General features: G+C 43.9%; 28 protein-coding genes. 15 read left to right on the plus strand and 13 right to left on the minus strand.

The genetic code is table 11. The features are described 5' to 3' along the window. Position 1 precedes the first annotated feature (1 nt). The 12 genes from KFK88_RS03390 (at position 2) to KFK88_RS03445 (ending at position 11,591) form a co-directional block, all read left to right on the plus strand. Entirely contained in the window at positions 2 to 559 is a 558-nt protein-coding gene (locus tag KFK88_RS03390; protein ID WP_223577248.1) for a pilus assembly protein PilP, read from the plus strand. 10 nt (positions 560 to 569) lie between these two features. Beyond that, a complete protein-coding gene (pilQ, locus tag KFK88_RS03395) occupies positions 570 to 2,711 on the plus strand; it encodes a type IV pilus secretin PilQ (protein WP_223577249.1) in 2,142 nt (713 codons plus the stop codon). Positions 2,712 to 2,805: 94 nt separating this feature from the next. Further along, the gene (aroK, locus tag KFK88_RS03400) at positions 2,806 to 3,330 is read left to right on the plus strand and encodes a shikimate kinase AroK (protein WP_223577250.1); all 525 of its coding nucleotides are present in this window, start codon (positions 2,806 to 2,808) and stop codon (positions 3,328 to 3,330) included. A 9-nt stretch (positions 3,331 to 3,339) separates the two neighbouring features. After that, positions 3,340 to 4,446 (plus strand): 3-dehydroquinate synthase, encoded by a 1,107-nt coding sequence (gene aroB / locus KFK88_RS03405; protein WP_223577251.1) that lies wholly within the window; start codon positions 3,340 to 3,342, stop codon positions 4,444 to 4,446. A 13-nt stretch (positions 4,447 to 4,459) separates the two neighbouring features. Beyond that, positions 4,460 to 5,854 (plus strand): SPOR domain-containing protein, encoded by a 1,395-nt coding sequence (locus tag KFK88_RS03410; RefSeq protein ID WP_223577252.1) that lies wholly within the window; start codon positions 4,460 to 4,462, stop codon positions 5,852 to 5,854. A 100-nt stretch (positions 5,855 to 5,954) separates the two neighbouring features. Further along, positions 5,955 to 7,022, plus strand: a complete 1,068-nt coding sequence (gene hemE, locus KFK88_RS03415) for a uroporphyrinogen decarboxylase (protein WP_223577253.1) — start codon at positions 5,955 to 5,957, stop codon at positions 7,020 to 7,022. Positions 7,023 to 7,037: 15 nt separating this feature from the next. Next, positions 7,038 to 8,012, plus strand: coding sequence for a hydrolase (locus tag KFK88_RS03420; protein WP_223577254.1), 975 nt, complete (start codon positions 7,038 to 7,040; stop codon positions 8,010 to 8,012). Between the two features lie 81 nt (positions 8,013 to 8,093). Further along, complete coding sequence (locus tag KFK88_RS03425) at positions 8,094 to 9,479, plus strand: coniferyl aldehyde dehydrogenase (RefSeq protein WP_223577255.1); 1,386 nt, start codon at positions 8,094 to 8,096, stop codon at positions 9,477 to 9,479. Between the two features lie 16 nt (positions 9,480 to 9,495). Then, a complete protein-coding gene (locus tag KFK88_RS03430) occupies positions 9,496 to 9,912 on the plus strand; it encodes a putative periplasmic lipoprotein (RefSeq protein WP_223577256.1) in 417 nt (138 codons plus the stop codon). Between the two features lie 24 nt (positions 9,913 to 9,936). Then, positions 9,937 to 10,419: a pantetheine-phosphate adenylyltransferase gene (gene coaD / locus KFK88_RS03435; protein WP_223577257.1), complete on the plus strand. Its 483-nt coding sequence runs from the start codon at positions 9,937 to 9,939 to the stop codon at positions 10,417 to 10,419. Positions 10,420 to 10,523: 104 nt separating this feature from the next. Then, entirely contained in the window at positions 10,524 to 10,787 is a 264-nt protein-coding gene (locus KFK88_RS03440; protein ID WP_223577258.1) for a YfhL family 4Fe-4S dicluster ferredoxin, read from the plus strand. 48 nt (positions 10,788 to 10,835) lie between these two features. Next, positions 10,836 to 11,591 (plus strand): patatin-like phospholipase family protein, encoded by a 756-nt coding sequence (locus KFK88_RS03445; RefSeq protein ID WP_223577259.1) that lies wholly within the window; start codon positions 10,836 to 10,838, stop codon positions 11,589 to 11,591. Here KFK88_RS03445 and KFK88_RS03450 read toward each other — a convergent pair. The 8 genes from KFK88_RS03450 to radC all read right to left on the minus strand — a co-directional run bounded on the left by KFK88_RS03450 (position 11,588) and on the right by radC (position 15,693). Next, a complete protein-coding gene (locus KFK88_RS03450) occupies positions 11,588 to 11,887 on the minus strand; it encodes a DUF3301 domain-containing protein (protein ID WP_223577260.1) in 300 nt (99 codons plus the stop codon). The two genes, KFK88_RS03445 and KFK88_RS03450, sit on opposite strands and share 4 nt — an antisense overlap. Further along, positions 11,884 to 12,246, minus strand: coding sequence for an MmcQ/YjbR family DNA-binding protein (locus KFK88_RS03455; protein ID WP_223577261.1), 363 nt, complete (start codon positions 12,244 to 12,246; stop codon positions 11,884 to 11,886). The genes KFK88_RS03450 and KFK88_RS03455 overlap by 4 nt, the downstream gene beginning before the upstream one ends. Before the next feature lie 88 nt (positions 12,247 to 12,334). Continuing rightward, entirely contained in the window at positions 12,335 to 12,748 is a 414-nt protein-coding gene (locus KFK88_RS03460) for an ExbD/TolR family protein (RefSeq protein WP_223577262.1), read from the minus strand. Positions 12,749 to 12,946: 198 nt separating this feature from the next. Further along, the gene (locus KFK88_RS03465) at positions 12,947 to 13,360 is read right to left on the minus strand and encodes an ExbD/TolR family protein (protein ID WP_223577263.1); all 414 of its coding nucleotides are present in this window, start codon (positions 13,358 to 13,360) and stop codon (positions 12,947 to 12,949) included. A 129-nt stretch (positions 13,361 to 13,489) separates the two neighbouring features. Then, positions 13,490 to 14,299, minus strand: a complete 810-nt coding sequence (gene mutM / locus KFK88_RS03470) for a bifunctional DNA-formamidopyrimidine glycosylase/DNA-(apurinic or apyrimidinic site) lyase (protein ID WP_223577264.1) — start codon at positions 14,297 to 14,299, stop codon at positions 13,490 to 13,492. Positions 14,300 to 14,427: 128 nt separating this feature from the next. Next, the gene (gene rpmG / locus KFK88_RS03475) at positions 14,428 to 14,583 is read right to left on the minus strand and encodes a 50S ribosomal protein L33 (RefSeq protein WP_018624044.1); all 156 of its coding nucleotides are present in this window, start codon (positions 14,581 to 14,583) and stop codon (positions 14,428 to 14,430) included. 11 nt (positions 14,584 to 14,594) lie between these two features. Next, positions 14,595 to 14,831, minus strand: coding sequence for a 50S ribosomal protein L28 (gene rpmB / locus KFK88_RS03480; protein ID WP_046560555.1), 237 nt, complete (start codon positions 14,829 to 14,831; stop codon positions 14,595 to 14,597). A 187-nt stretch (positions 14,832 to 15,018) separates the two neighbouring features. Then, positions 15,019 to 15,693 carry a RadC family protein gene (gene radC, locus KFK88_RS03485; RefSeq protein ID WP_223577265.1) on the minus strand — a complete coding sequence of 225 codons (675 nt, stop codon included), beginning with the start codon at positions 15,691 to 15,693 and terminating at the stop codon, positions 15,019 to 15,021. A gap of 157 nt (positions 15,694 to 15,850) precedes the next feature. Here radC and coaBC point away from each other — a divergent pair, with 157 nt between their 5' ends. From coaBC to slmA, 3 genes are read left to right on the plus strand one after another with little or no spacing between them, the layout of a single operon-like run. After that, positions 15,851 to 17,053, plus strand: coding sequence for a bifunctional phosphopantothenoylcysteine decarboxylase/phosphopantothenate--cysteine ligase CoaBC (gene coaBC, locus KFK88_RS03490; RefSeq protein ID WP_223577266.1), 1,203 nt, complete (start codon positions 15,851 to 15,853; stop codon positions 17,051 to 17,053). A gap of 39 nt (positions 17,054 to 17,092) precedes the next feature. Continuing rightward, on the plus strand, positions 17,093 to 19,576 hold the full coding sequence (locus KFK88_RS03495; RefSeq protein ID WP_223577267.1) for a phosphomannomutase/phosphoglucomutase: 2,484 nt from the start codon (positions 17,093 to 17,095) through the stop codon (positions 19,574 to 19,576). A 30-nt stretch (positions 19,577 to 19,606) separates the two neighbouring features. Further along, positions 19,607 to 20,203: a nucleoid occlusion factor SlmA gene (slmA, locus tag KFK88_RS03500; protein WP_223577268.1), complete on the plus strand. Its 597-nt coding sequence runs from the start codon at positions 19,607 to 19,609 to the stop codon at positions 20,201 to 20,203. Positions 20,204 to 20,232: 29 nt separating this feature from the next. Here the strand turns inward: slmA and KFK88_RS03505 are convergent, their stop codons facing one another. From KFK88_RS03505 to pdxA, 5 genes are all read right to left on the minus strand, one after another. Continuing rightward, a complete protein-coding gene (locus KFK88_RS03505; protein WP_223577269.1) occupies positions 20,233 to 21,198 on the minus strand; it encodes a hypothetical protein in 966 nt (321 codons plus the stop codon). Positions 21,199 to 21,238: 40 nt separating this feature from the next. Continuing rightward, entirely contained in the window at positions 21,239 to 21,883 is a 645-nt protein-coding gene (gene pyrE, locus KFK88_RS03510) for an orotate phosphoribosyltransferase (RefSeq protein ID WP_223577270.1), read from the minus strand. 365 nt (positions 21,884 to 22,248) lie between these two features. Then, positions 22,249 to 22,572, minus strand: a complete 324-nt coding sequence (locus KFK88_RS03515; RefSeq protein ID WP_223577271.1) for a PilZ domain-containing protein — start codon at positions 22,570 to 22,572, stop codon at positions 22,249 to 22,251. 74 nt (positions 22,573 to 22,646) lie between these two features. Then, positions 22,647 to 23,456 (minus strand): 16S rRNA (adenine(1518)-N(6)/adenine(1519)-N(6))-dimethyltransferase RsmA, encoded by an 810-nt coding sequence (rsmA, locus tag KFK88_RS03520; protein WP_223577272.1) that lies wholly within the window; start codon positions 23,454 to 23,456, stop codon positions 22,647 to 22,649. Between the two features lie 7 nt (positions 23,457 to 23,463). Beyond that, complete coding sequence (gene pdxA / locus KFK88_RS03525; protein ID WP_223577273.1) at positions 23,464 to 24,459, minus strand: 4-hydroxythreonine-4-phosphate dehydrogenase PdxA; 996 nt, start codon at positions 24,457 to 24,459, stop codon at positions 23,464 to 23,466. Positions 24,460 to 24,477: the final 18 nt, after the last annotated feature.

Raw genomic sequence — 24,477 nt, forward strand, 5'->3', positions numbered from 1 at the left:
AGTGAAAAATTTAAATAAAACTAGCATCCTTCTGTACTCGCTTTTATCGCTTTCGGTGTTGAGCGGTTGTGAAGACGATGGAATGGCAGCGTTGAACAAGGAAATCGATAAAATAAAAAGTGAAACCAAGAAAAGCATTGAGCCAATTCCTAAAGTCGTTGCTTATGAGCCCTTTACGTATTCAGCTCAGGAGCTTCGAAGCCCTTTTGCAAAGCTAGACCCTGAGCATGAGACAAGCTCGATGTTAGTCGATGGCAATTGTGAGTCTGATGTACGTCCTGATCCAAATCGTCAAAAATATGAGATGGAAAGGTATGGCTTGGACGCTCTGCAATATGCGGGCATGATTGCGAATAAAAAAGAGCTGCGTGGTTTAGTAAAAATCTTAAGTGGAGACAGCGCTGGTGTCATTCAGCCGGTTCATGTGGGTGAATACATTGGTCTAAACAATGGCCGTATCAGTAAAATCGATAGCAGTCAGATCACCATTGAGGCGATTGTCCCGAACGGTAGAGGCTGTTGGGAAAATCGCACGCAATACCTAGTGATAGGGCAGTGAGGGGCTGAATATGCGTATTATAATTGAAAAACGGATGAACAAGTCAGAATTGGGTAAAACGACTATGTTGATAAAGATGAAGAAATTAATGAAAAGCTGTTTCGCTTTGAGTGGAATGATGCTGTTTTCCTTGGGCGTACAAGCCAGCCAGTTACAGTCGATAGACTATAACGTACTGCCTGGCGATAAAGTCATGGTCCGTTTGAGTTACTCGGACACGCCGCCAATGCCTCAAGAGTTCACAACTAACAATCCAGCAAGAATATCTATGGATTTTGCGGGCGTAGACTCAGGGTTAGATTACAAAACCAAGGATATTGGTATCGGAGCTATCGGCTCAGTTACCGCTATTGAAGCTCAAAACAGAACCCGAGTCGTCATCAATTTGTCAGAGCTTGTTTCATACAATAGTGAAATCCAAGGTAGTGATTTTGTGGTGACGCTAGATGCAGGCTCTACTGTAGGTGCTATGGCTAATAGTAAGCCAAGTACACAAAGTAACTATTCTTCATCTGAATATGATATCGCTGCTGTTGATTTCAGACGTGGTACTTCTGGAGAAGCGCGAGTTCTAGTGAATCTAGGCGCAGCAAATGTGAATGTTGATTTAAGACAAGAAGGGCGTACTGTCATTGCTGACTTCATCGGTAGTGATATTGACCCAAGCTTTATTCGTCGACTCGATGTGGTTGATTTCGGCACGCCTGCCCAGCTTGTTGAAACATCCAGAAGAGGTAACAATGTCAGGTTAACGGTGCGCGGTAACGATGCGTTTGAGTACCTTGCTTACCAAGCGGATGATCTCTATACGATCGAGCTAAAACCATTATCGAAGCAAGAAATTGAGCGACGTGAGCGTGAAAAGCCGAAGTATACTGGTGAGCGTTTAACACTTCAGTTTCAAGATATGGATTTGAAGGCTATTTTGCATACATTGGGTGATTTCGCTGATGATGTCCAAGGTTCTATGGCACTTAACTTAATCAACGTACCTTGGGATCAGGCCCTGGACATTATTTTAAAGTCCAAAGGCTTGGATAAGCGCCAAGATGGTAATGTGATGATGATTGCTCCAGCAGACGTTATCGCTGCACGTGAGCAACAAGAGCTAGAAGCTAGCAAGCAACAAGAAGAACTTGCTCCACTCCGTACCGAGTTAATACAAGTGAACTATGCAAAAGCGACTGAGGTTGCTTCCCTTCTAAAGTCAGGTGGCTCTAGTAATGAACCGACGATTGGGATCTTATCTGACCGAGGCGCAGTTTCTGTAGACGTTAGAACTAACACTCTTATCGTTAAGGATGTTTCTTCTAAACTAGAAGATGTCAGACGTTTGGTTGACCAGTTGGATATACCAGTACAACAAGTCTTGATTGAGGCTAGAATTGTCACTGCAACTGACGGTTTCACGAGAGATTTAGGCGCTCGCTTTGGTATTAGCGATGCCATGAACTCAGGTGAAGTTGGTGTGTCAGGTACGATACAAGATGCCGGCCGAATTAACGGTTCCGTCAGTGGCGATAGATCACAAAACAGTGGTTTTAATGTTAACCTTCCGGTAAGCAATGCTGCTGGTAGTCTAGGTTTATCGTTTGCTCGATTAGCAGAAGGCTTGATTATTGACATGGAGCTGTCAGCGCTTGAAGCTGAAAACCGAGGTGAGGTTGTTGCAAGCCCTAAAGTCATTACAGCCAACCAAAAAGAAGCGTTTATTAAAGCTGGTGAAGAAATTCCTTACTTACAAGGCGGATCTTCAGGCGCTTCTAATATCCAGTTTAAAGAGGCTGTTTTACAGTTGAAAGTGACGCCTCAAATTACACCTGATGGTAGAGTTTTCTTAGACTTAGCCATTAGCCAAGATACCCGAGGCGAGGAAGTTGTATTTACGACCGCTGACGGCCAAGCTGTTGGTGGTGCTCCAGCAATTAATACTCAAGAGATTGGTACGCAAATCTTAGTGGACAATGGAGAAACGATTGTTTTAGGTGGTATTTTCCAACACCGCGTTACTCTAGATGAAACAAAAGTTCCACTTTTGGGCGATATCCCTTTGCTTGGCTGGCTGTTTAGAAACACTTCTAGAGAAAATGCCAAAGAAGAGCTACTAATTTTCGTAACACCGAAAATTATCAAAGAAGGCTTGAAATATTAGACAGCCATACCCAAATACTAAAAACCCGGGTATAATCGCGTGCCTGGGTTTTTGGTTTTTATATTTGGTCAAATAAAAGAGTTCAACATTAATAATGAAAGGTAAGCGCAACATCTTCCTAGTAGGTCCAATGGGTGCAGGCAAAACTACCATTGGTAAACAGTTAGCTGAAATCCTGAAACTTGAGTTTGTAGACAGTGATCATGAGCTTGAGGAGCGCACCGGTGCGCCTATCGATTGGATTTTTGATATCGAAGGTGAAGAAGGTTTTCGCGTCAGAGAAGAAAAAATTATTGAGGAATTGACCCAGCGCCAAGGGATTGTTCTCGCTACTGGCGGTGGTGCTGTTGTTTCGGACAAAAGTCGCAATCACCTTGCTGCAAGAGGTGTGGTTGTTTACTTAGAAACATCGATTGAGCAGCAATTAGAGCGTACTCGTAGAGACAAGCGCCGTCCCTTAATCCAGAACGATAATCCTAAGGATACACTGGAAGACCTTATGAAATCGCGCGAGCCTCTCTACACTGAAATAGCAGATTTAACCGTTGCTACCAATATTAGCTCGGTAAAATCCGTAGCCAAGGAAATCGTAGAGTTGATGGAACAACCTATTGCATAGTAACGAGCTTTGAAAACTCTTGACTTAAAACTACCAGAAAAAAGTACAGATTATCAAATAGTTATCGGTAATAATCTACTTTCCGATAAAGACAATTTTTTACCCGTTATTCAGGGGCAACAAGTATTTATTGTATCCAATGAGACTGTTGCTCCACTTTACTTATCAAAATTAAAAAATAGTCTCAAAGGCTACTCTGTCCATCATTTCTTATTGGAGGATGGGGAGCGACATAAATCATTCGATAACTACCAGCGGATTCTTAACGCAATGCTCGAGACGGGTTTAAGACGCAATGCGACATTAATCGCGTTGGGTGGCGGGGTTGTTGGAGATATGGCTGGCTTTGCAGCAGCAACCTATCAGCGTGGTATTCGATTTATACAAGTTCCGACCACCTTACTCTCGCAAGTTGATTCCTCAGTTGGTGGAAAAACAGCAGTCAATCACCCCTTGGGTAAGAACATGATCGGTGCTTTCCATCAACCTTGTCGGGTTATTACTGATGTCACAACCCTTGAGACCTTGCCTGAAAGAGAGTTCAAGGCGGGCATAGCAGAAATTATCAAAGCGGCCATTTTATATGATGCTGGTTTTTTTAAATGGCTGGAAGATAATGTTCAATCAATCTTGGCGCATGACGCGGACAGTTTGATACGGATGATAGAGCGAGCATGTTCGATTAAAGCCGAAGTTGTCAGTTTAGATGAAAAAGAGCAAGGCGTCAGAGCTTGGCTTAATTTTGGTCATACTTTTGGGCATGCGATTGAGCGTTGCCTAGGCTATGGCACACTGTTGCATGGAGAAGCCGTGGCGGTTGGCATGGTGATGGCGGCTGAATATGCATGTGAAAAACAGATGCTGTCGGTTCAATCTGCCGAAAAAATCCGTCGCTTGATTAGTGCTTATGGTTTACCAGTCACGCTTGATCTTTATGTCAAACAACTTACAGCAACGGGCTTAGTTGATGCTATGGCTCTGGATAAGAAGAATGTTGATGCAGATCTCACTCTAATTTTGCCAAATGCTATCGGTGAAGTTACTATAGAACATTCAGTAAAGCCTCAAGATGTAGAAGACTACTTAAAGCGAAATCTTGAGTCATTGGTAGCATAAGGCACTGACTTACATGGCTTTTTCACAGTCACTCAATCCAAACGTTTTTGAAAAGCATAACCGCGTTCTTTTCCTGCCATCGAGCTGGAATCGCTTGATGAGTCTGATCAAATATCAAGTTCCTAATGGTGGTTTTGCGGTTATGGAAGGAGAGTTTGGTGCCGGAAAGTCATCCTTTGGTAAGATCTTTGAGAAAAAACTGGTTCTGGACGAAAATATTGATTGCCAAATTGTCCAGGTTCATCCGTTAAGCACTATCCAACAGATTCAGGCTCAACTGCCTAAAGCTCCTGAAAAGCCAATGATCGTCATTATTGACGATGCTCATGAGGCTTCAACTTTGCTTCTGCAAAAGCTTACTGCGCCTGCTGAAAATATTTATTGGCTACTGTTGGCTGAGCCCGGCATCAGTGATCGCGTTGATGAGTTTTCTGAGAGACGTGTAGAGCTGCCTCTGTTTTCAAAAGAAGATTGCTTCGATTTCTTACAAAAGCAACTACAAGACCAGCCGAAATATGTCCAAGTGTCACAAATGCAAAGCGACACGATATGGTATTCGAGTCAGGGCTTACCAAAAGACATCATTGAACAAGCAAAAAAGAACTTAAGCAAACTCTTTTCTGGACAAGAAAGTAGCGAAAACTTCGATAAAGCCAACAAAAGTTGGTATATGACAGCGGGACTTGCGGCAGCTGCGCTGATATTGATTGTTTTTCTAGCAATAAGCATGAGTGGTGATGAAGAGTCTTCCGAAGAGTCAGTGACAGGAGAGGAATCGTTAGAAGTCACGGATTTAGCAACGAGTTCAAACTCAGAACTCGAGTTAGGGCCTTTAGAGACTGCTGAAGATCGAGCTCCCAAAGAGCAGCAGCATGAGCTTAATCAAGATGTTAGTACTGATAAGCCTGATGGCTCTTTAGCTAAACAGCCTCCCGTTGAAGAAACCGTCAGAGAAGAGGGGGCTTCAGTCGTTGAACAAAGTGATAAACAAGAGGCATTGACCGAGAAGGACGTAGAGGAAGCCTCCAAGACATCTGATCCTATTGAGTCAATAGCACTTAAAGTTGCAGAAAAAAAATCTACCGTCAAACAAGAGGTTGATGCCCCTAAAGGGTTCAAGCAGTGGTTATCGGCACACTCGCAAGATGCTTATAGTTTGCAGCTGTTTTCCCATTCGGAAGAAAGTGCAGCCAAAAGCTTTCAGGCATCGCTGGATCTGGCCGACAGTTATGTCTATCCCGCTGATTTAGAAGGCAAAATACGCTATCGCGTATTATGGGGTGCTTTTGAGACACGAGCGGAAGCTAAGCAAGCTATTGAGTCTCTTCCGTCAGATATCTTGGCACAAAAACCATGGATCCGGCAGTTTTCTGCGATTAGTAAGGAAGTTTCTCGCAGTGCAAATTAATGCGTGTCGGCTTTAATCAATCTATAGAGTAAGATTTAGGCTGTTTTCGCTTGTCGTTCCCTTTATAATAGCGCCCATTAGACGCTAACCAATCCAAGTTATGAGCCACTCACTGGTCAACGACCGTTATATTAAAGCTACGTTACGACAAGAAACTGACCGCACTCCTATTTGGATGATGCGCCAGGCCGGACGCTATTTACCTGAATATCGACAGTTAAGGGCTGAGGCTGGTAGTTTCATGGACTTGTGTACCAATCCAGAACTGGCGTGTGAAGTGACTTTGCAACCACTTCGTCGTTTTCCACTAGACGCAGCCATTTTGTTCTCTGATATTTTAACTATCCCAGATGCCATGGGCTTAGGCTTGTATTTCACACCGGGAGAAGGGCCTGCTTTTAAAAAGGTAGTTCGAGATGAGCAAACAGTAAAAGCGTTGCCGATCCCTGACCCTAATCAAGAGCTAAAATATGTCACGGATGCTGTCAGCACCATACGACGTGAACTTAAAGGCAGTGTGCCTCTCATCGGCTTTTCTGGAAGTCCATGGACATTAGCAACTTACATGGTGGAAGGCGGTACCACTAAAAATTTCTCTGAAGTCAAAGGCTTAATGTATGAAAACCCAAAAGCAATGCATATGCTTTTGGATAAGCTCGCAGATTCCATTATTGTTTATCTTAATGCGCAGGTTGAAGCGGGTGCACAGGCATTAATGATTTTTGATACATGGGGCGGCGTCTTGACCCCGCATGATTATCAGGAGTTCTCGCTACGTTATATGTCGAAAATTGTTGATGGTCTACAACGCCAAAAAGACGGACAGCAGATCCCTGTGACTTTATTCACCAAGGGTGGTGGTAAGTGGTTAGATTTAATGGCTGAAACGGGCTGTGACTGCTTAGGTGTCGATTGGACAACTGACTTGAGTGAAGCTCGACAGCGTGTAGATGGTAAAACTGCACTCCAAGGCAATATGGACCCTTCACTATTATATGCTTCAGACGACCGAATTCGTGAAGAAGTCGAGACTATTTTGGCTAGTTATGGACATGGCAGCGGACATGTGTTTAATTTAGGTCATGGGATTCATCAAACTGTGAATCCAGAAAAAGCTGGCGTGTTTATAAACGCGGTACATGAACTCAGTAAAAAATATCACCAATAAATAATAAAGGGTTGTATGCTTAAGGAAAGCCACTTTGATCCACCTTGGTGGTTAAAGAATCGACATCTGCAAACATTTTGGGCGCCGTTGGCGCCAAAGCTACCTTTGCCTAACTTAAGTCGGCAAAGGCTCGAGCTTAGTGATGGCGATTTCATTGATATGGACTGGGTCAATCCTGAGCGTGATGCTCCAACCGTAGTGCTTTTGCACGGTTTAGAAGGTGATATTAACTCGCCTTACCTTCGTCGAATGTTATTCCAGATTCAGCAACGTCGTTGGCGCGGTGTGTTGGTATATTGGCGTGGTTGCAGTGAAGAAATGAACCGCCTTGATAAAACCTATCACTCAGGTCGCAGTGAAGACTTAGATGAAGTCATTGCAGAGATTCATAAGAGTAAATCACCGGATAAGCTATTCGTAGCAGGTTACTCTCTTGGCGCGAATGTTTTACTTAAATGGTTAGGTGAACAAGAAGACAAGGCCTTGATTGACGCTGGGTGTGCCGTTTCAACGCCGTTCAACTTGTCTATTTGCGCTGATTCCATCGATCAAGGCTTTTCTAAGATTTATAAATTTTACTTGCTGACGTCAATGAAGAAACGGATTGTTCGCAAGTTTACTCCAGAGCGCTTATTAGAGCTGCTGAACCTCTCGCCAAGGGATGTGATGGCGATTAACTCTTTCCGTGAGTTTGATAATCGTGTGACGTCATTTTTGAATGAGTTTGATGATGCCGATGATTATTACCGTAAGGCTTCTAGTATCTACTATTTAGGGACGATCAAAAAGCCGGCTCTAGTAATTCATGCAGCTGATGATCCTTTTATGTCTCCTGAGATTATTCCAAAAGATGATCAACTCCCTGATAGTTTAGAGTTGCTCATCAGTGAGCATGGCGGCCATGTTGGCTTTGTTTCTGCGCCAACGAGCAAAGGTGTTAGTTTTTACCTTGAAGAAACCATTTTGGGTTACTTTGACCGCTTTCTGTAGTCTTGAGTGAGCAACTCGCGGATAGTGACGATATCTGCTATGCTGAAAGAATTAACTTACTGAAATATAAGATATTTCATCATGGACTTAAGCGCAGAGTTAGAATCCCTCAAGCAACACTATAGTAAACAGCCTTACCCGAGCGTTAAGGCTCGGAATCAAAAGCTGGATCAGCTATCGACGCTTCTTCGCAAGCATGAGCAACAAATAATTCAAGCGATAAGTGATGACTTCAGCTATCGATCTCCGTTCGAGACAGAGCTTGCAGAGATATACCCTTCGCTAAAATCAATTACGCATACCAAAAAGAATTTACAAGACTGGACTACTCCTGAAAAGCGCTCGGTGAGTGTGTGGTTTAAACCTGCAAAAGCTCGCATCATGTACCAACCTAAAGGCGTGATTGGGATCATTGTTCCATGGAATTACCCGCTTTACTTAGCGATTGGGCCCTTGATTGGCGCTGTCGCGGCGGGCAATCGAGTCATGCTGAAAATGTCAGAGTTTACGCCTAAGTTTAGCCAGTTATTTGCTGACTTATGCCATGAATACTTGGGTAAAGATTGGGTTCGAGTCGTGACTGGCGGTCCAGAGGTCGGAGAGGCCTTTTCAAAACTACCGTTTGACCATTTGTTATTCACCGGCTCGGGAAGGATCGGTCGCAAAGTGATGCAGGCTGCGAGTGAAAATTTAACCCCAGTAACATTAGAGCTTGGCGGAAAATCGCCGACGATTATCGATCATAGCTTTCCTCTAAAGCTTGCTGTGGAACGCTTACTGTTTGGTAAGTTATTAAACTCGGGGCAGACCTGCCTAGCGCCAGATTATGTGTTTGTACAAGAAGATAGTGTGAGCGAATTCAAGCGGCTGACTCGTGAAGTCGCACAGAAATTTTATCCAGACTGGCAAGGCAAAGACTACACTGCTATGGCTTCGGAAAAACAGTTCGAACGCTATCTCGAAATAAAACAAAATGCCGTCACTCAAGGCGCGGAAGTTTACCCTTTATTTGATGATATCGAGTCTAGTGGTCGAAAAATGCCTCCAGCTTTACTATTGAATACTACCGAGAGTATGTTGGTTCGGCAGGAAGAAATCTTTGGCCCAATGCTGCCAGTGGTTCCTTATAAAAATCATCAAGATGTTATCGACTATATTAATAAACATCCACGTCCACTAGCGCTGTACTTGTTTAGTTATGATAAGCAGGTAACGTCTGATTATATGCTTAAAACCATTTCCGGGGGGATGACCCTGAATGATACGATCTTACATGTGAGCCAAGAGGAGCTACCATTCGGCGGGGTTGGTGCGAGCGGTATGGGACATTACCATGGACATGAAGGATTTAAAACCTTTTCTAAGGCAAAAAGTATTTTTAAACAAAGTCGCTTTGCTGGAACCAAATTAATGTATCCACCGCATAACAAATTTGCCAATTGGTTGCTTAAGTTAATGAAGCGATGATGAGGAGAAGGGGAGTATGAAGTTATTATTAGCCATTGTGACGGCAGTATTGACGCTAAGTGGTTGCGCGAACACAAGCCCGCAAAGTGCTGAGGAAGTTGCTGCGAATCAGGTAATGAATAGAGCTATGTGGAATCGGCCTGCTTCCAGCTTTGAAGGAACGCTTGTTATTATTCGAGCTAGCCAGTTTACTGGTATCGTTTGTACCTATAGTATATTGGTCGATGGTAATGAAGTGGCGCTTTTAGACAATGGACAAAAAGTCACGCTTAACCTTATTGAAGGTCAGCATGTGATTTCTGTGCAAATGGGGAAGGATGGCTGTGGTCATTCATATGCAGAGCAGCGGGTACAAGTCGTTCCAGGAAGACAAGAGAAGCTACACATTGAGGTGGGCACGTTTGATGGGCTAACGATCAAGCCTTACCACTAATACAACGATGTTACGAAGAGTATTATGAAAAAAACTGTATTATACCCAGGGACTTTCGATCCCATTACAAAGGGTCACATGGACCTTGTTAAGCGTGCTTGTCGTTTATTTGATACGGTCATTATTGCAATAGCAGAAAGCCCATCGAAAAAGCCGATGTTTGGTTTGGCTGAACGTGTCGACATGGTGCGCCAAATCTTTAAAGGTAATACACAAGTAGAAGTCCAAGGGTTTAACGGCTTATTGGCGCACTTCGCTCAAGAAAAAGATGCTTTAGCGGTGTTGAGGGGAATTCGAGCAGTGTCAGACTTTGAGTTTGAATTCCAGCTAGCTAACATGAACCGCCATCTTGACCCTGACTTAGAGTCTATCTTTTTAACCCCATCGGAAAAGTATTCGTATATTTCATCCTCATTAGTGCGAGAAGTGGCATCATTAGGTGGTGATATCACCGCTTTCGTTGATCCTATTGTGCAGGACGCCCTGGAAAAGAAATTTTCAGAATAACCTCGAACTTGGTCATTATATCAGCGATAATAGAACCACTTATTCATAAGCTCGTCTAGAGATTATGTTCAACATTTGATGTAAATAGTTTGGTGTAAATAGTTATGGCGTTAAAAATTACTGACGAATGCATTAACTGTGATGTTTGTGAGCCTGAGTGCCCTAACGAGGCTATATATCAGGGGGAAGAAATCTATGAGATTGACCCAGACAAATGCACAGAATGTGTCGGGCATTACGATGAGCCTCAGTGCCAGCAGGTGTGTCCTGTCGACTGCATCCCTTTGGATGAAGATAATCCAGAGACTCAGGAACAGTTAATCGCTAAATACGAGAACCTAACTGGCGAAAATTACGTAGAGATTTAACTTAAAAGCCATACTCTGAGTATGGCTTTTTTATGAACAAACTTCACCATGACCTTAAAAGACTGGCTTGCGTCCGAACCTTTCACTCTAACCTTATCATCGGGATTTTTTAGTTTTTTTGCGCATACTGGCATGCTCGCTGCATTAGAAGAAGAGCGCTTACTCCCCAAGAAACTAACCGGCTCGAGCGCCGGAGCATTAGTCGCAAGCTGCTGGGCCGCTGGCTTGGACACGCCAGAGCTAAAAAAGATCTTGTTTGAGCTAAAACGTCAGGACTTTTGGGACCCAGGCTTTGGCTGGGGGTTACTAAAAGGTGATAAGTTTCGTCGGATGCTCGGCGAGATATTGCCTGTTAAGAGTTTTGAGGAGTGTCGCACAGAATTATCGTTATCCGCTTATGATATTCAGTCAAAATCAACGGTGATTATTAACAGTGGAGAGCTTATTTCAGCTATTTACGCTTCGTGTGCGATCCCTGTGCTTTTCCAGCCGATCCATTACAATGGTTATCGTTTGCTTGATGGCGGGATTAAAGACCGTCCTGCGCTAGCAGACGTCAGGCATGATGAGCGAGTGTTTTATCATCATATTGTGTCGGTGTCGCCTTGGCGCAAAAAAGAGTCTAAAGCGCTACAAATACCACAGCGTAGTAACTTGGTCTCGTTACAACTTTTCGATTTACCGCGTTGCGGTCCAACGAAGCTTGAAAAAGGGCCAGAAGCTTACCTGGTGGCTTATAACGCGACAAAAAGAGCATTGAGACGCAATATCGGCTCAGACCATAAAGTCGCTCTAGCGGTTTAAACAGACTCCATCTCGACAATAACAGGCCACTTTCCCTGCATAACGATATAGCCTTGGAAACGTTGCGCACCATCTGTCGCAAATTCAAACTGATATCGGCGTAGAAAACGAAGCTTCCCGTCATCACCTTTATCAAAGTACATTTTTTTGAGCGCGACGTACCCATCTAGGTTTTGTACGGCGGCTTCTTGGCAGGCTTTTTGTGCAGCTTTATAGGCTGACTCTTGCACGCGCCTGATGTAGACCCAAAAGCCGACACCTAACGCAATGAATAGGATAACGAGTAGATTGCTCATGATTGATTAAGAATGGCTTGTTGCTTTTGTTTAGTAAGCTTGGAAAAGACCGTATCGTAAGACCCTTTGACCAGTAGTTCCAGCTCTTGCTGTGATAATACTTCTTCGTCCACAACAGAAACCCAGTGGTACCGCGCAAGATAAGGCGCAGGTACGACTCCCTCGAGGTCAGTCAGCGCAAGGAAATCCGCCGGCGAAACTTTGAAACAAACGCTTTGCACGTCATCGCTGTCTTTATTGCCAGGGCAAAAAACGACGAACATTTTATCGGCAATACAATAGGTTCGATCGTTACCCCACTTTAGATCAAACTGGGATGCTGGGAGTTTGCTACAAAAGGTTTCTAGTTGGCTAAACATTGAGTGATGTGGTTTCAGTCAGACGGTTATATTTCAGTGAGCAATAAAAAAGGCGACATATGCCGCCTTTGATATTAACTCATCAGGACTATTTACCTGTGATCCAGCGTGCCACGTTAACTTTCGAGACACCAGCTGCATTAGCTTGGTCAACGGCAGTTACCAAGACATTATTGACTGCCTCTTCGTGAACTCGTACAAGTACAGGAGAGCGCGGATCTGCCGCTAGCTGAGTTTCGATATTCGCACGAATTGCCTCAGGATCAATTGAGCGGTCATTCATGAAGACATTACTTTGCTCATCGATAGAAACCACAATTAATGGTGGTGGATTCTTAGGTGGCGTCGAATCTTGGTTGGTGCTTGGACGCGAAATCTCAACCGTGTCTTCTCTCACAAAAGATGTTGTTACAATGAAGAAGATTAACATGATGAATACGATGTCTAGCATCGGTGTCATATCAATCGCCGTATCTTCGTCTTCTCTATGTTTTCTACGCATAATATATCTTATCCTGTCGCACTTTTTGCTACTCTTAGATATTCTAAAAGCACTTGGCCCACAAAGGCGGCATTGTTTAAAGTAATCATTAAAGTATAACCGCCACATTAAATGTGATCCAGTCTTAAATGTCTACCCCTCTTGTTGTAAAAAAGAGCAAATCGTACCTCTGGCTATGGCTGATGTGAACTATCAGCCTTATTTACCCCAGCTGGCGACGCTTACGCTTGATACTCCAGCCTTATTGGCCTGGTCTACAGCTGAAACCATGGTGTAATTTGTTGCATCGGCGTGAACTTTTACAATGAGAGGCGCGGCAATATCTTCTGCCAGTTGGCCTTCGAGATTTACCTGAACAGCTTCTATATCAATAATACGGTTGTTGAATGAGACTTGATTTTGTTCATCTATCGTGAGGATCATTGGTTTGCTATCCCCCTTGCAGTCTTGCGCGCAATCCGTAGTTGGTTTCGCTATGTTAAGGGTATCGGCTCGGGTGAAGCTCGTTGTGACGATAAAAAAGAGTAATAAAATGAAAATAATATCGAGCATAGAGGTCATATCCACTTTACTGCTCTCAATAGTACTGTTTGAACGGCGAGATTTTTTCATAAGACACCCCTTAGTCATTGATGTGAAATCAAACGCTTTGAAGATGACTGTTGCGCAGTCATCTGACCAGCGCTTACTTGCAATATAGCGCTAAAAGAGGGGGTTGGCAATTTAGATGGCTAGTTTTGTTTAACGCTGACACTGTGGGCAGTAAAAGCTAGAGCGCTGACCAAGGGTGATATTCAGAATGGTTGAGCCACACTTAAGACAATTGTCGCCCTCACGTCCGTACACGTTAAGCTGCTGTGCAAAATAACCCGGCGAACCATCAGTTTGGGTGAAATCTTTTAGCGTGGTTCCACCTTTCTCAATGGCTTGCAGTAAAACTTGCTTTATATTTTCAGCTAATAATTGACATCTTTTAAGGCTGATTCGGTTGGCCGCTCTCTTAGGGTGTATACCGCTAAGAAATAAGGATTCACTGGCATAAATATTCCCCACCCCGACAACAACAGCATTGGTCATAATAGCGTTTTTAATCGCACCTTTGCGTTTACTGAGCTTTTGGTGAAGGTAATCACCGTTAAAATCATCATCGAGAGGCTCGGGGCCTAAAGAGCTGATAATTTCAAGGGTTTCTCCTTTAGGTTGCCATAAGATGGCGCCAAAGCGACGAGGGTCGTTGAGGCGAAAAGATGTGCCGTTCGCGAAAACCACTTCAAAGTGGTCATGCTTTTTGAGGGGCGTATTCTCGCCAACAACCCGCATGGTGCCAGACATGCCAAGGTGCATAACAACCGACCCCGCCGGGAACTGCCATAACATATATTTGGCTCTACGAATAATCTCACCACTAACTTCGCCTGCTAAATGCTTCAGTTCATCAGGGATAGGCCAACGAAGCTGTGGCTGATGAATATTCACTGCTTTAATGGTTTGTCCCGTGATATGGGGTGCTAAACCTCGAGTGGTTGTTTCAACTTCTGGTAGTTCTGGCATGGCAAGCGAATAATTAAATCGATGGCAAATATTGTAGTGCAGAATAGCAAAAAGCCCAGCAAACTGCTGGGCTTTTTAGTCGTTTTCTTGGAGGCAGAAAACTATAAAGCTATATTAAGTAATGAATATTACTTAATTTTTGCTTCTTTATAGATCACATGCTTACGGATGGTTGGATCAAACTTTTTGATTTCCATCTTGCCTGGCATGTTTTTCTTGTTCTTGTCAGTGGTATAGAAGTGACCTGTACCAGCACTTGACACTAAACGGATTTTATCGCGCATCTTTCAGCTCCTTATACTTTTTCGCCACGAGCACGCAATTCAGTAAGCACAGTCTCGATACCTTTCTTATCGATAATGCGCATACCTTTTGCTGATACGCGTAGTTTGACGAAACGCTTCTCAGACTCAACCCAAAAACGGTGAGTGTGCAAGTTAGGTAAAAAACGACGTTTTGTACGGTTTTTTGCGTGTGACACGTTGTTTCCTGTCACTGGACGCTTGCCTGTTACCTGACAAACTTTAGCCATGATATAGCCTCCAAAAAATAATCATTACATTGCGGGGGGAGAATGTCTTAACCCACCGCGACTCTTCAAATAGGGCGCACTTTATACCAGAAAGCCGTCGCTTTGACAACTAAACTGACAATAAAAGGCCAATTTACTCAGGTTTTCCACGAAAAATCGATGAAACCACGAGTAAACGTCAAATTCGTTATAGTAAGCCGTGTTCCGCGAAGGAATAGCTTTGATTTTGCGCGATAATGATGTGGTCCAGCGTTCGAATATCCACCAGCATGAGAGCTTGTTGGATTCTATCGGTAATATGCCGATCGGAAGGGCTGGGCTCGTTACAACCACTCGGGTGGTTATGCGCCAATATCACTGCGGCGGCATGATAACTCAGGGCCTTCTCAACCACAACCCTTGGATGCACTTCTGAGCTATTTATTGTGCCTTGAAATAGAGTTTCTTGGACCAGCAATTGATGTTGGTTGTTAAGGAATAGCACGACAAACTGTTCCCGCTTATGATGACTTAGTAATGACGAGAGAAATTCTTTAACATCATCTGGTGAGTTAAAGCTTTGATTTTGTTGCAGTCTCTGCTGCAAGTAACGCTTGGATAGCTCTAAGCTTGCTTGAAGCTGGCAATACTTAGCATTGCCCATCCCTGGTTGCTGAGTAAATTCGGACAAATCGGCTTCAAGTAATTGGCGCAAACCACCAAACTCTTTAAGCAGGTGACGTGATAGGTCGACAACATTGTGACTTTTAGTCCCCGTTCGGAGAAAGATTGCTAATAACTCTGCGTCTGAAAGGGAGCCTGCGCCATGCTTCATCAGTCGTTCGCGAGGCCTTTCTTGTTGTGGCCATTCCATAATTTTCATGCTCACATCCTTGTGACAGTGGTTGCTTCAGCTGTTTTATTAGAGTGTTAGCGAGTGTAGTGTTTATGGGAATCTCTGTAATTAAGAATATGACTATAATTTTTGTGCGTAAAAGCGTAAACTTGTAACTCATTATAAGTTAAATCAATCGGTTAGCATGAGTTTGCAAGGTAAGAAAATCCTGTTAGGAATAACAGGCGGTATCGCTGCGTATAAAAGCGCTGAGCTCAGCCGTTTGCTGATTAAAGCAGGCGCGGAAGTTCGTTGTGTTATGACGAAGGGCGCGCAGGCTTTTATTACTCCGATGACGTTTCAGGCGTTAACAGGGAATCCTGTGCACGAGCACTTGCTGGATCCACAAGCTGAAGCTGCGATGGGGCATATAGAGCTGGCTCGCTGGGCCGATCTGGTACTCATTGCGCCTGCTACTGCTGATGTTATGGCGAAAATGGTGGCAGGCAGTGCCGATGATTTACTGACGACACTATGTTTAGCCACAGCGGCGCCAGTCGCGATCGCACCTGCTATGAATCAGCAAATGTGGGCTAATGCAGCAACACAAGATAACGTAGCGACTTTGCAGAAAAGACACATTACCGTTTGGGGACCTGATTCGGGTGATCAGGCTTGTGGGGATGTTGGCTTAGGGCGGATGCTGGAGCCTCAAGATTTGTTGCAGCATGTCGAACAGTTTTTTTATCACAAAATATTGGATGGTCAGCATTGGGTCGTTACCGCTGGGCCTACGGTGGAAGCTATTGACCCAGTACGCTATTTAGCAAATCGTAGTTCTGGGAAGATGGGCTATGCAGTGGCTGAAATGGCGGCAAAAGCGGGTGCGAAGGTGACCCTAGTGAGTGGTCCAGTGTGCTTGCCTGCACCGTTCGGGGTGGACCGTATTAGCGTAGAAAGTGCCACATCAATGCTGCAAGCAGTAAAAGAAGCGGTAACCGATGATGCTATTTTTGTATCTTGTGCGGCAGTCGCGGATTATCGCCCGAAAAAAGTCGCTAGCGAAAAAATGAAGAAAACTGGTGATGATGGTTTAGTCATGGAGCTGATGCAAAATCCCGATATTTTAAAATGGGTAGCAAGCGAGAGTCGCGCTTTTTGTGTCGGCTTTGCCGCTGAGACTCAGAACGTTAGCGAATACGCTAAAGCCAAAATGGAACGTAAAGGCATTACTATGATATGCGCAAACGATGTTAGTCGTTGCGATATTGGCTTTTCATGTGACGATAATGAGCTTCAAGTTTATTATCGCGATAAAAACGACGTAAAACAAAAGGCTATTGGCCCCGCGAGTAAGCAGTTGGTGGCCGAGCAGCTAATACAATTAATTGAGAAAGTTCGTCAATAATAATTAACGGACATTATTCAGGAGTGTGAGGAGTCTTAGATGACAAAAGGTAAAAGTTTAGCTAACTTTTTTATCGTACCTTTGGTTATTGGTTTGCTGATTTTAGTTGGGGTTTCAGCCAGTTTGTATTATCTAGGGATTCAAGACCCTCTAGAAAAGCAGGCGCAACAGTTATTAGCCTCAAGAACAGCTGAACGTGCCAACCTAATCGAGCAACGGGTTGAGCAAATACAAGCGACCTTAGATCTTGCGGGACAATCTGTGTTTGCAGAAGATGATCAAGAAGTCATTGAGAAAATCAAAAAACAAGTTCCTCAGCTGGATAAGGTGGTGGTGTTCGAAAATGCACTAGTGCAGCCTGCAAATGATGCTGAACCTGCAATTACGCATGTTGTGATTGATTTGCTGAGAAAAACGGCTAATGATGAGCCCACGCCCCCTGAACTCATTCTTAAGAACGGGCAACCTAGCTACATTGCGTTCACTCAGAAATTAGCGGATGACCGACTAATTCTAGCGACCATCAGTTTGTCACAAGTAAAAGCGCTACTGGGTAAAACAGATAATCAGAGTCGACTAGAGCTTCGTCAGAATTTTAGTAATACATCTCATGTTGTCGCGTTTGTGGGTAATGAACCAGCGGAAGGCCCTCCATTAATTGAGTCTGAAAAGTTTGGAGCTAACTGGTCGTTAGCGTTATGGCAACGCGTCAGCGCTTTTTCGACAGATGCAGGACAGTTACCTTTATTGCTATTTATAGCGGCAGTTATTGCTTTTCTCATAGTGGGATTAATGCCGCTATTGAGCATGAAGCGTCTATTCAGTAACGATGCACGCCGCTTTATCAAAGGGGTAAGAAATAACTCTGTCAGTGGTAGGAAATACCAATTAGCCTTTTTTAATGAATTGGCCGCTGGGTACTCTCGAGCTTCTGGCGACAGTGGTAGTGTTGAGACAGATGAAAGGGACGAGGATGATGATGAAATTGAGCTTGAGAGTGAGCCCAAAGACGAGCCTAGAAAGCGACGCGCTCGCCCATTAATTAATAACGATAAAAGTACCGTTTCTGAGGCCAGTGAGACTACTGAGGATGACACTCCTAAATCTCAGCATGTGGTTGCTAAAGATGTGAATGAGGATGCTGTATCACAAGCGATTGCTCCGGAGATATTCAGAGAATATGACATTCGAGGTGTTATGGGTGAGAGCCTTGATTACGACACGGTTTATGTAATCGGTAAAGCTATTGGTAGTGAAGCCTATTCGCGAGGAGAGCAAAGCATTATTATCGGTCGCGATGGTCGTTTATCGAGTCCAGAGTTGCATAAGGCGCTAACGGAGGGCTTACTGGCCAGTGGGCGAGACGTTATTGATTTAGGTATGGTTCCGACGCCACTTGTCTACTTTGCGACTCATACGTTAGGTTCGCGCTCAGGTGTTATGATCACTGGAAGCCACAATCCACCAGAGCATAACGGATTGAAAGTTGTGTTAGCTGGTGAAACTTTGTATGGCAAAGATATCCAAGATTTGCTGAAGCGTATACAGACACAGGAGTTCTTCAACGGGAAGGGGAATCTTAGCACGTCTTCAGTCGAGCAAAACTATTTAGAGCGTTTAACCTCAGACATTCAGTTTGATAAACCCCTGAAGGTTGCTGTTGATTGTGGTAATGGCGTAACTGGTGAGTTTGCACCTAAGATGCTACAAGCCTTAGGTTGTGAGGTTATTGGGTTGTACACTGAAGTTGATGGTAGCTTCCCGAATCACCATCCAGATCCTAATTCGTCGGAAAACTTGGAAGCTTTAATCGATATGGTGACGTCAGAAAAAGCGGATATCGGTTTAGCTTTTGATGGCGATGGTGACCGCTTAGGCGTAATAGATAATCGAGGCAAAATCATTTGGGCTGATCGATTAATGATGCTGTTTGCGCAAGATGTACTATCGAGAAATCCTGGTGCGGAAATTATTTATGATGTGAAGTGTACTCGCTTCTTAAAAGATGTCATTACGCAAGCTGGCGGCAAGCCGACAATGTGGAAGACTGGCCACTCATTAATGAAAGCCAAAATGCGCGAAACTGAAGCGCCCTTCGGCGGGGAAGGAAGTGGCCACTTATACTTTAATGAACGTTGGTTTGGTTTCGACGATGCTTTGTATGCCGCTGCGCGTTTACTTGAAATTTTAGCGAAAGCAGAGGCAACCTCTTCAGAGGCTTTTGAAGAACTACCGGAAGGGTTATCGTCGGAAGAAATCAATGTGCCAGTACCGGACAAAGTGAAGTTTAAGCTGATTAAGGCTCTGATCGCTAAAGGGGACTTCGGGGATGGAGAGGTGAGTACTATAGATGGATTGCGAGTAGATTATAAGCACCGCTGGTTATTGGCGAGAGCCTCTAATACAACTCCAAGCATTGTCGTTAAATTTGAAGCGGATAATGAAGTATCGCTGGAAGCGGTTAAAGACACATTGAAAAAGCAATTACTTAAAATCGCACCTAAAATAAAACTAAATTTTTAGACATTTACTTAAAAACAATTTGAGAGAAACATGACAACAAGAAATTCATCAAAGAGAAAGAATGAAATCTTGCAGGCACTCGCTTTGATGCTTGAAAAAGATCCTGGGGAACGTATTACAACAGCAAAACTGGCTAAACAGGTCGGTGTGTCGGAAGCTGCGTTATACCGACACTTTCCAAGTAAAGCCCGGATGTTCGAAGGTTTGATTGAGTTTACGGAAGAAGCCATATTTTCACGCATGAATTTGATTGCCAAGGAGCAATCCGAGCTAGATACTCAATGTCAACAAACGCTTAGCCTGATCTTAACTTTTGCCAGCCGTAATCCAGGGATATGTCGACTTTTGACGGGGGAGGCTTTATCAGGTGAGCATGAACGTTTGCGAGGCCGCATAAGCCAATTATTTAACCGTATTGAAACCCAAATAAAACAGCTATTCAGGCAATATGAAGTTGAAACTAAGGGAAAATATACGCCCGATGTGGGGAGTCGTGCTAACTTGTTGGTTGCGGTGGTTGAAGGGCGTATTCAGCAGTACGTTCGTACCGACTTTACACAGTCACCATTAGCTAGCTGGGATAACCAGTGGCAATTACTACAGTCAATTACGTCTGTTGACTCGTAGTTAGTACCACGATTAAGGAAGGCTAGGGATTAGCCTTCACTTTGCGAAATGTATTGAACAAACTCTTGCTTAAGCTCTGCTATGGTACTGCTTTTGCACAGCTTTTCTCCAGCTTCGTTATTTGCACACTGTACCTCTAAAACGATTTGCATCGAATCTTCTTTATCGGGTATGCGGGTAATGGATAAGCCAAGCTGATCGTCTGTTTTGGGCTTACTTGAAATAATTAAGCTGTCGGTAACAATTTCTAGCTTGTTGGATGCATTCTCATGAGCAAAAATTTGTGCCAGCTTCCATGAGCGCTCGCAAGAACGTGAGTCCTCACACACAATCTTAGTCGTTGTCGGCATTGATGTTTGATCGCGGGTATATTGCTCAACCACTCGCATTGCCTGTAATTCTTTAAAACGAATTAAATCATTCTTAAACTGCTCACTTATCGCTTCCACTTGAGCTTGATAACGATCAAGTGAAGCATTGTTCTCGTTAATCTGCTCTTTAGTGGCATCTATTTGATTAAGGACCGACTTGGGAACTGCTTTTCCTTTTCGCTCATAATCAGCAGCGCTAACTTGAAGAGACGTTAACTTTTTTTCCAGTGTCTTGTTATGGCCGTTAAGGATAGAAATGTTAATCTCTAAAGAAGCTGTTTGGTTCTCTTCCGTACGCTTAATGTCATCGATTGTTCTATATTGGCGCATTAACATGCGATCATGAAGGCGCGCTTTTCGCTCTTTGGCTTGTTGTTCAGCAAGTTTTTCTTGGCGTAGCCGTTCGGCTTGTTTTTCTTCATCTGTCATTACCGGTGGAACACGCTCAACCAGACGGCCGCTCTCGTTGATAACGTCATAACCCGACTTTAAGGCTGAGTTAGGTAGGTAGTCTTTCACGACTAGACGCCCGTTACTATCCTTAAAGCGATAAAAATTTTTCGCATCAACAGCGGTCGCCGCGATCGCAAGCGTAAGAATAAGAAGTAAATGCTTCAGACTCATAATGCTCCAATGGAAATATTGATTTTCACCTAATTCGGACTTATTCCACTCCATATGTTTCTCTATAGGCGAGAACTTTTGGGTAGAAGTCACTGAATTTCGGATGATCTTTTAAATAATTTAGCAGATCCGTTAACTTTATAATAGAAAATACTGGAATTCCGTAATCTTGTTCAACTTCTTGAACAGCTGATAGTTCTCCAGTACCTTTTTCTTGTCTATCGAGAGCGATAAGTACAGCTTTGGGGTTCGCATTGTTTTGCTTAATAATATCAATGGACTCCCTAATAGCAGTACCTGCACTAATCACATCATCAATAATAAGCACGTCGCCTTTAAGTTGGCTACCGACAATGTTGCCGCCTTCTCCATGATCTTTAGCTTCTTTTCGGTTGAAGCTGTATGGAGCATTAATATTATGCTGTTCGGATAGCGCCATAGTGGTGCAACTGACTAAAGGAATGCCTTTGTAAGCAGGGCCAAATATGACATCAAAAGGCACTTGCTGCTGCACAATCGTTTGAGCATAGCAACGGCCTAGTTGGGCTAGGTCTGCTCCACTATCAAATAGTCCGGTATTAAAGAAGTAAGGGCTTTTTCGTCCACTTTTCAACGTGAATTCGCCGAATTTAAGGACGTTTTTGGATAAGGCCAGTTCAATGAACTGTTTTTGATAACTGTGCATGGCGGAAGAGCTAAATAGTCAGTGGAATCAGTGCGCTATAATAACCTTTTTTGCCTTTAAAGCCCAAGTCTTTAAGGTTGACCAGTGAGGGCAAGCGAGAAAGCGAACATAGAAACGAGCAATAAAAAAGCGGCCAAAAGCCGCTTAAATGTTGTTATTTCTTGTATCTTGTTGTTTCTACCCCTCTTATCTTAAATTCTTGCTGGTTGCAGTTGACTAAGCTAGTGCCAGCTTTTGGTGGAATCTAAGTGGTCTTGAAGACGGGGTCAGAATAGCTGAGGTCGCTATAAATAAGTGTGACGTAGTTGGCATAGATACATTGTATCTGAGCCAAGGCATTCATGACTTTGAGTTGTACACATTCGTCAAACGAATTCTAGTGCTATCTTATCGTCTTCGACTCGTATCACGCGCATAGGGTGAAGCACCATTTGTTCCTGATCTTCGCCTAAAATACCTTCGATGTGAACTTTGACGGTGTCGCCTTTCTTGAGTTTGGTGTCTTGGTTATTTTTGACCAGAATACCGCCCTCAGAAATGTCCAGACTTTCAGAAATTAAAACGTCAGAATTTTGTTGCCGGATGGCAACCGGAAGGTGTATGGATACTCTAAAAAAGCGTCTAGCATCGCTTTGATCATCTAGCTTCAAAGAAACGCTTTTTTGATGACTTTCTTGCTCAATTCTCATAGCCCGCTCCTCTGTAACATTCGTCCTTGAATAGCTTTAGATTAAGCAAAAAGTGTGAAGAAGTCCACACTTTTTTATTTTTGGCTATCTTCTATGAAGTGGCAGATCGAGATGAAATCCCCTAATGATAAACGTTCAGCACGTTCAGTTGCCTGAATACCAATCGCTTCAAAATCTTCTTGCTGCATCCATTCTTTAAGGCTATTACGGATGGTCTTTCGGCGCTGATTAAAAGCTGCTGTCACGATCTTCGCAAGTAAATCAGTGTCTTTAACAGGGTTGGTTATACTGTTATGGGGCTGCAAGCGAACAATCGCTGATTCGACTTTGGGCGCAGGCAAAAAGGCACCCGGGGGCACGACAAATAGCATGGCTGATTGGCAGAAGTATTGCGTCATGACGCTCAGTCGACCATATTGCTTTGTGCTTGGTGAGGCACACAACCGCTCAACAACTTCTTTTTGTAGCATGAAGTACATGTCGTGTATGGCATGCCGTTGATCGAGCAGATGGAAAATTAATGGCGTAGAAATGTTGTAAGGGAGGTTACCGACAATTCTAAGCTTTTGATCTGAAGTTTGAAGTTCTGCAAAATTGAATTTTAAGGCATCGCTTTGATGGATGGTAAAATTTGTAGACTCTGAGAATTTTGATTCTAACCGTGGGATCAAGTCTCTATCCAGCTCAACGACTTCTAGCTTACCTGCGGCAGACACCAAGTGTTCGGTAATGGCGCCCAATCCCGGCCCAATTTCGACAATGTGATCGCTGGCTTGTGGTGCAATAGCGTCAACAATGCGAGAGATATAGTGATTGTCCGATAAAAAGTTTTGGCCAAAGCGTTTTCTGGCTTGGTGACCCTGAACAATTTTTGAGTTTGCCATAATTATGTTAAGGCTGTTGCTTGCGGCGAATTAAGTCTTGGGTGAATTGTAGCGTATATTGCATGCTTCCGATATCAGCAATATTGTTTCCTGCAATATCAAGCCCTGTACCGTGATCCACTGACGTGCGGATATAAGGCAGTCCCAGCGTTACATTCACTGCTTTGCCAAAGCCCTTGTATTTAAGGGTTGGAAGACCTTGGTCATGGTACATGGCTAGAACTGTATCAACACCCTGTATTTTATTGGGCTGGAAAGCGGTGTCAGCGGGCAGAGGGCCGATTAAGGTGGCGTTGAGTTTTTGCTGTAGCGACGCCAAGGTCGGGGTGATTATCTGCGACTCTTCAGTGCCTAGGTGATCATTTTCACCAGCATGAGGGTTCAAGCCACAGACTAAGATTTTTGGATGATTGATAGCGAATTTACTGCGAAGTTCTGCATCAATAATGGTAATGACGTCTTCGAGTAGCTCTTTAGTAATGGCGTCAGGAACCTTGCGCAGAGGTAAGTGAGTGGTCGCTAATGTCACGCGAAGGCCGTCTGTAGCCAACATCATTACCACTTTCTTGCAGCCACTCCTCTCAGCAAAAAATTCAGTGTGCCCTGAGAATGTCAAACCAGAATCATTAATAATGCCTTTGTGGACTGGGCCGGTTAATATGGCATCGACTTCACCGTGTTGGGCTAAATCATTGGCGACTTTCAGCGTGTTTAGGACGTACTCTGCATTCGCAACATTGAGTTCACCAAATATTACAGGTTCTGAAACCCTCTGCGGAATAACCCACAAGTGACCAGGGCGATGCGCTTGCGCTTCATGCTCACTCTTAAATTCGTTGAGAGTTAACGGAAGGCCAGCGATTTGTGCTGCTTGTTTTAGAACGGATGGATCGGCGCAAACGATAAGCTGGTCGTTGCAGGCATGCTGCGCCATTTTGACGAGTATCTCTGGGCCAATGCCGGCGGGCTCTCCCGCCGTGATCAATATTCTAGCAATGCCCATACCTTTTCCTAAGAGCCT

The sequence above is a fragment of the Kangiella taiwanensis genome (assembly GCF_020005165.1).
In the GTDB taxonomy this organism is placed as follows: Bacteria; Pseudomonadota; Gammaproteobacteria; order Enterobacterales; family Kangiellaceae; genus Kangiella; species Kangiella taiwanensis.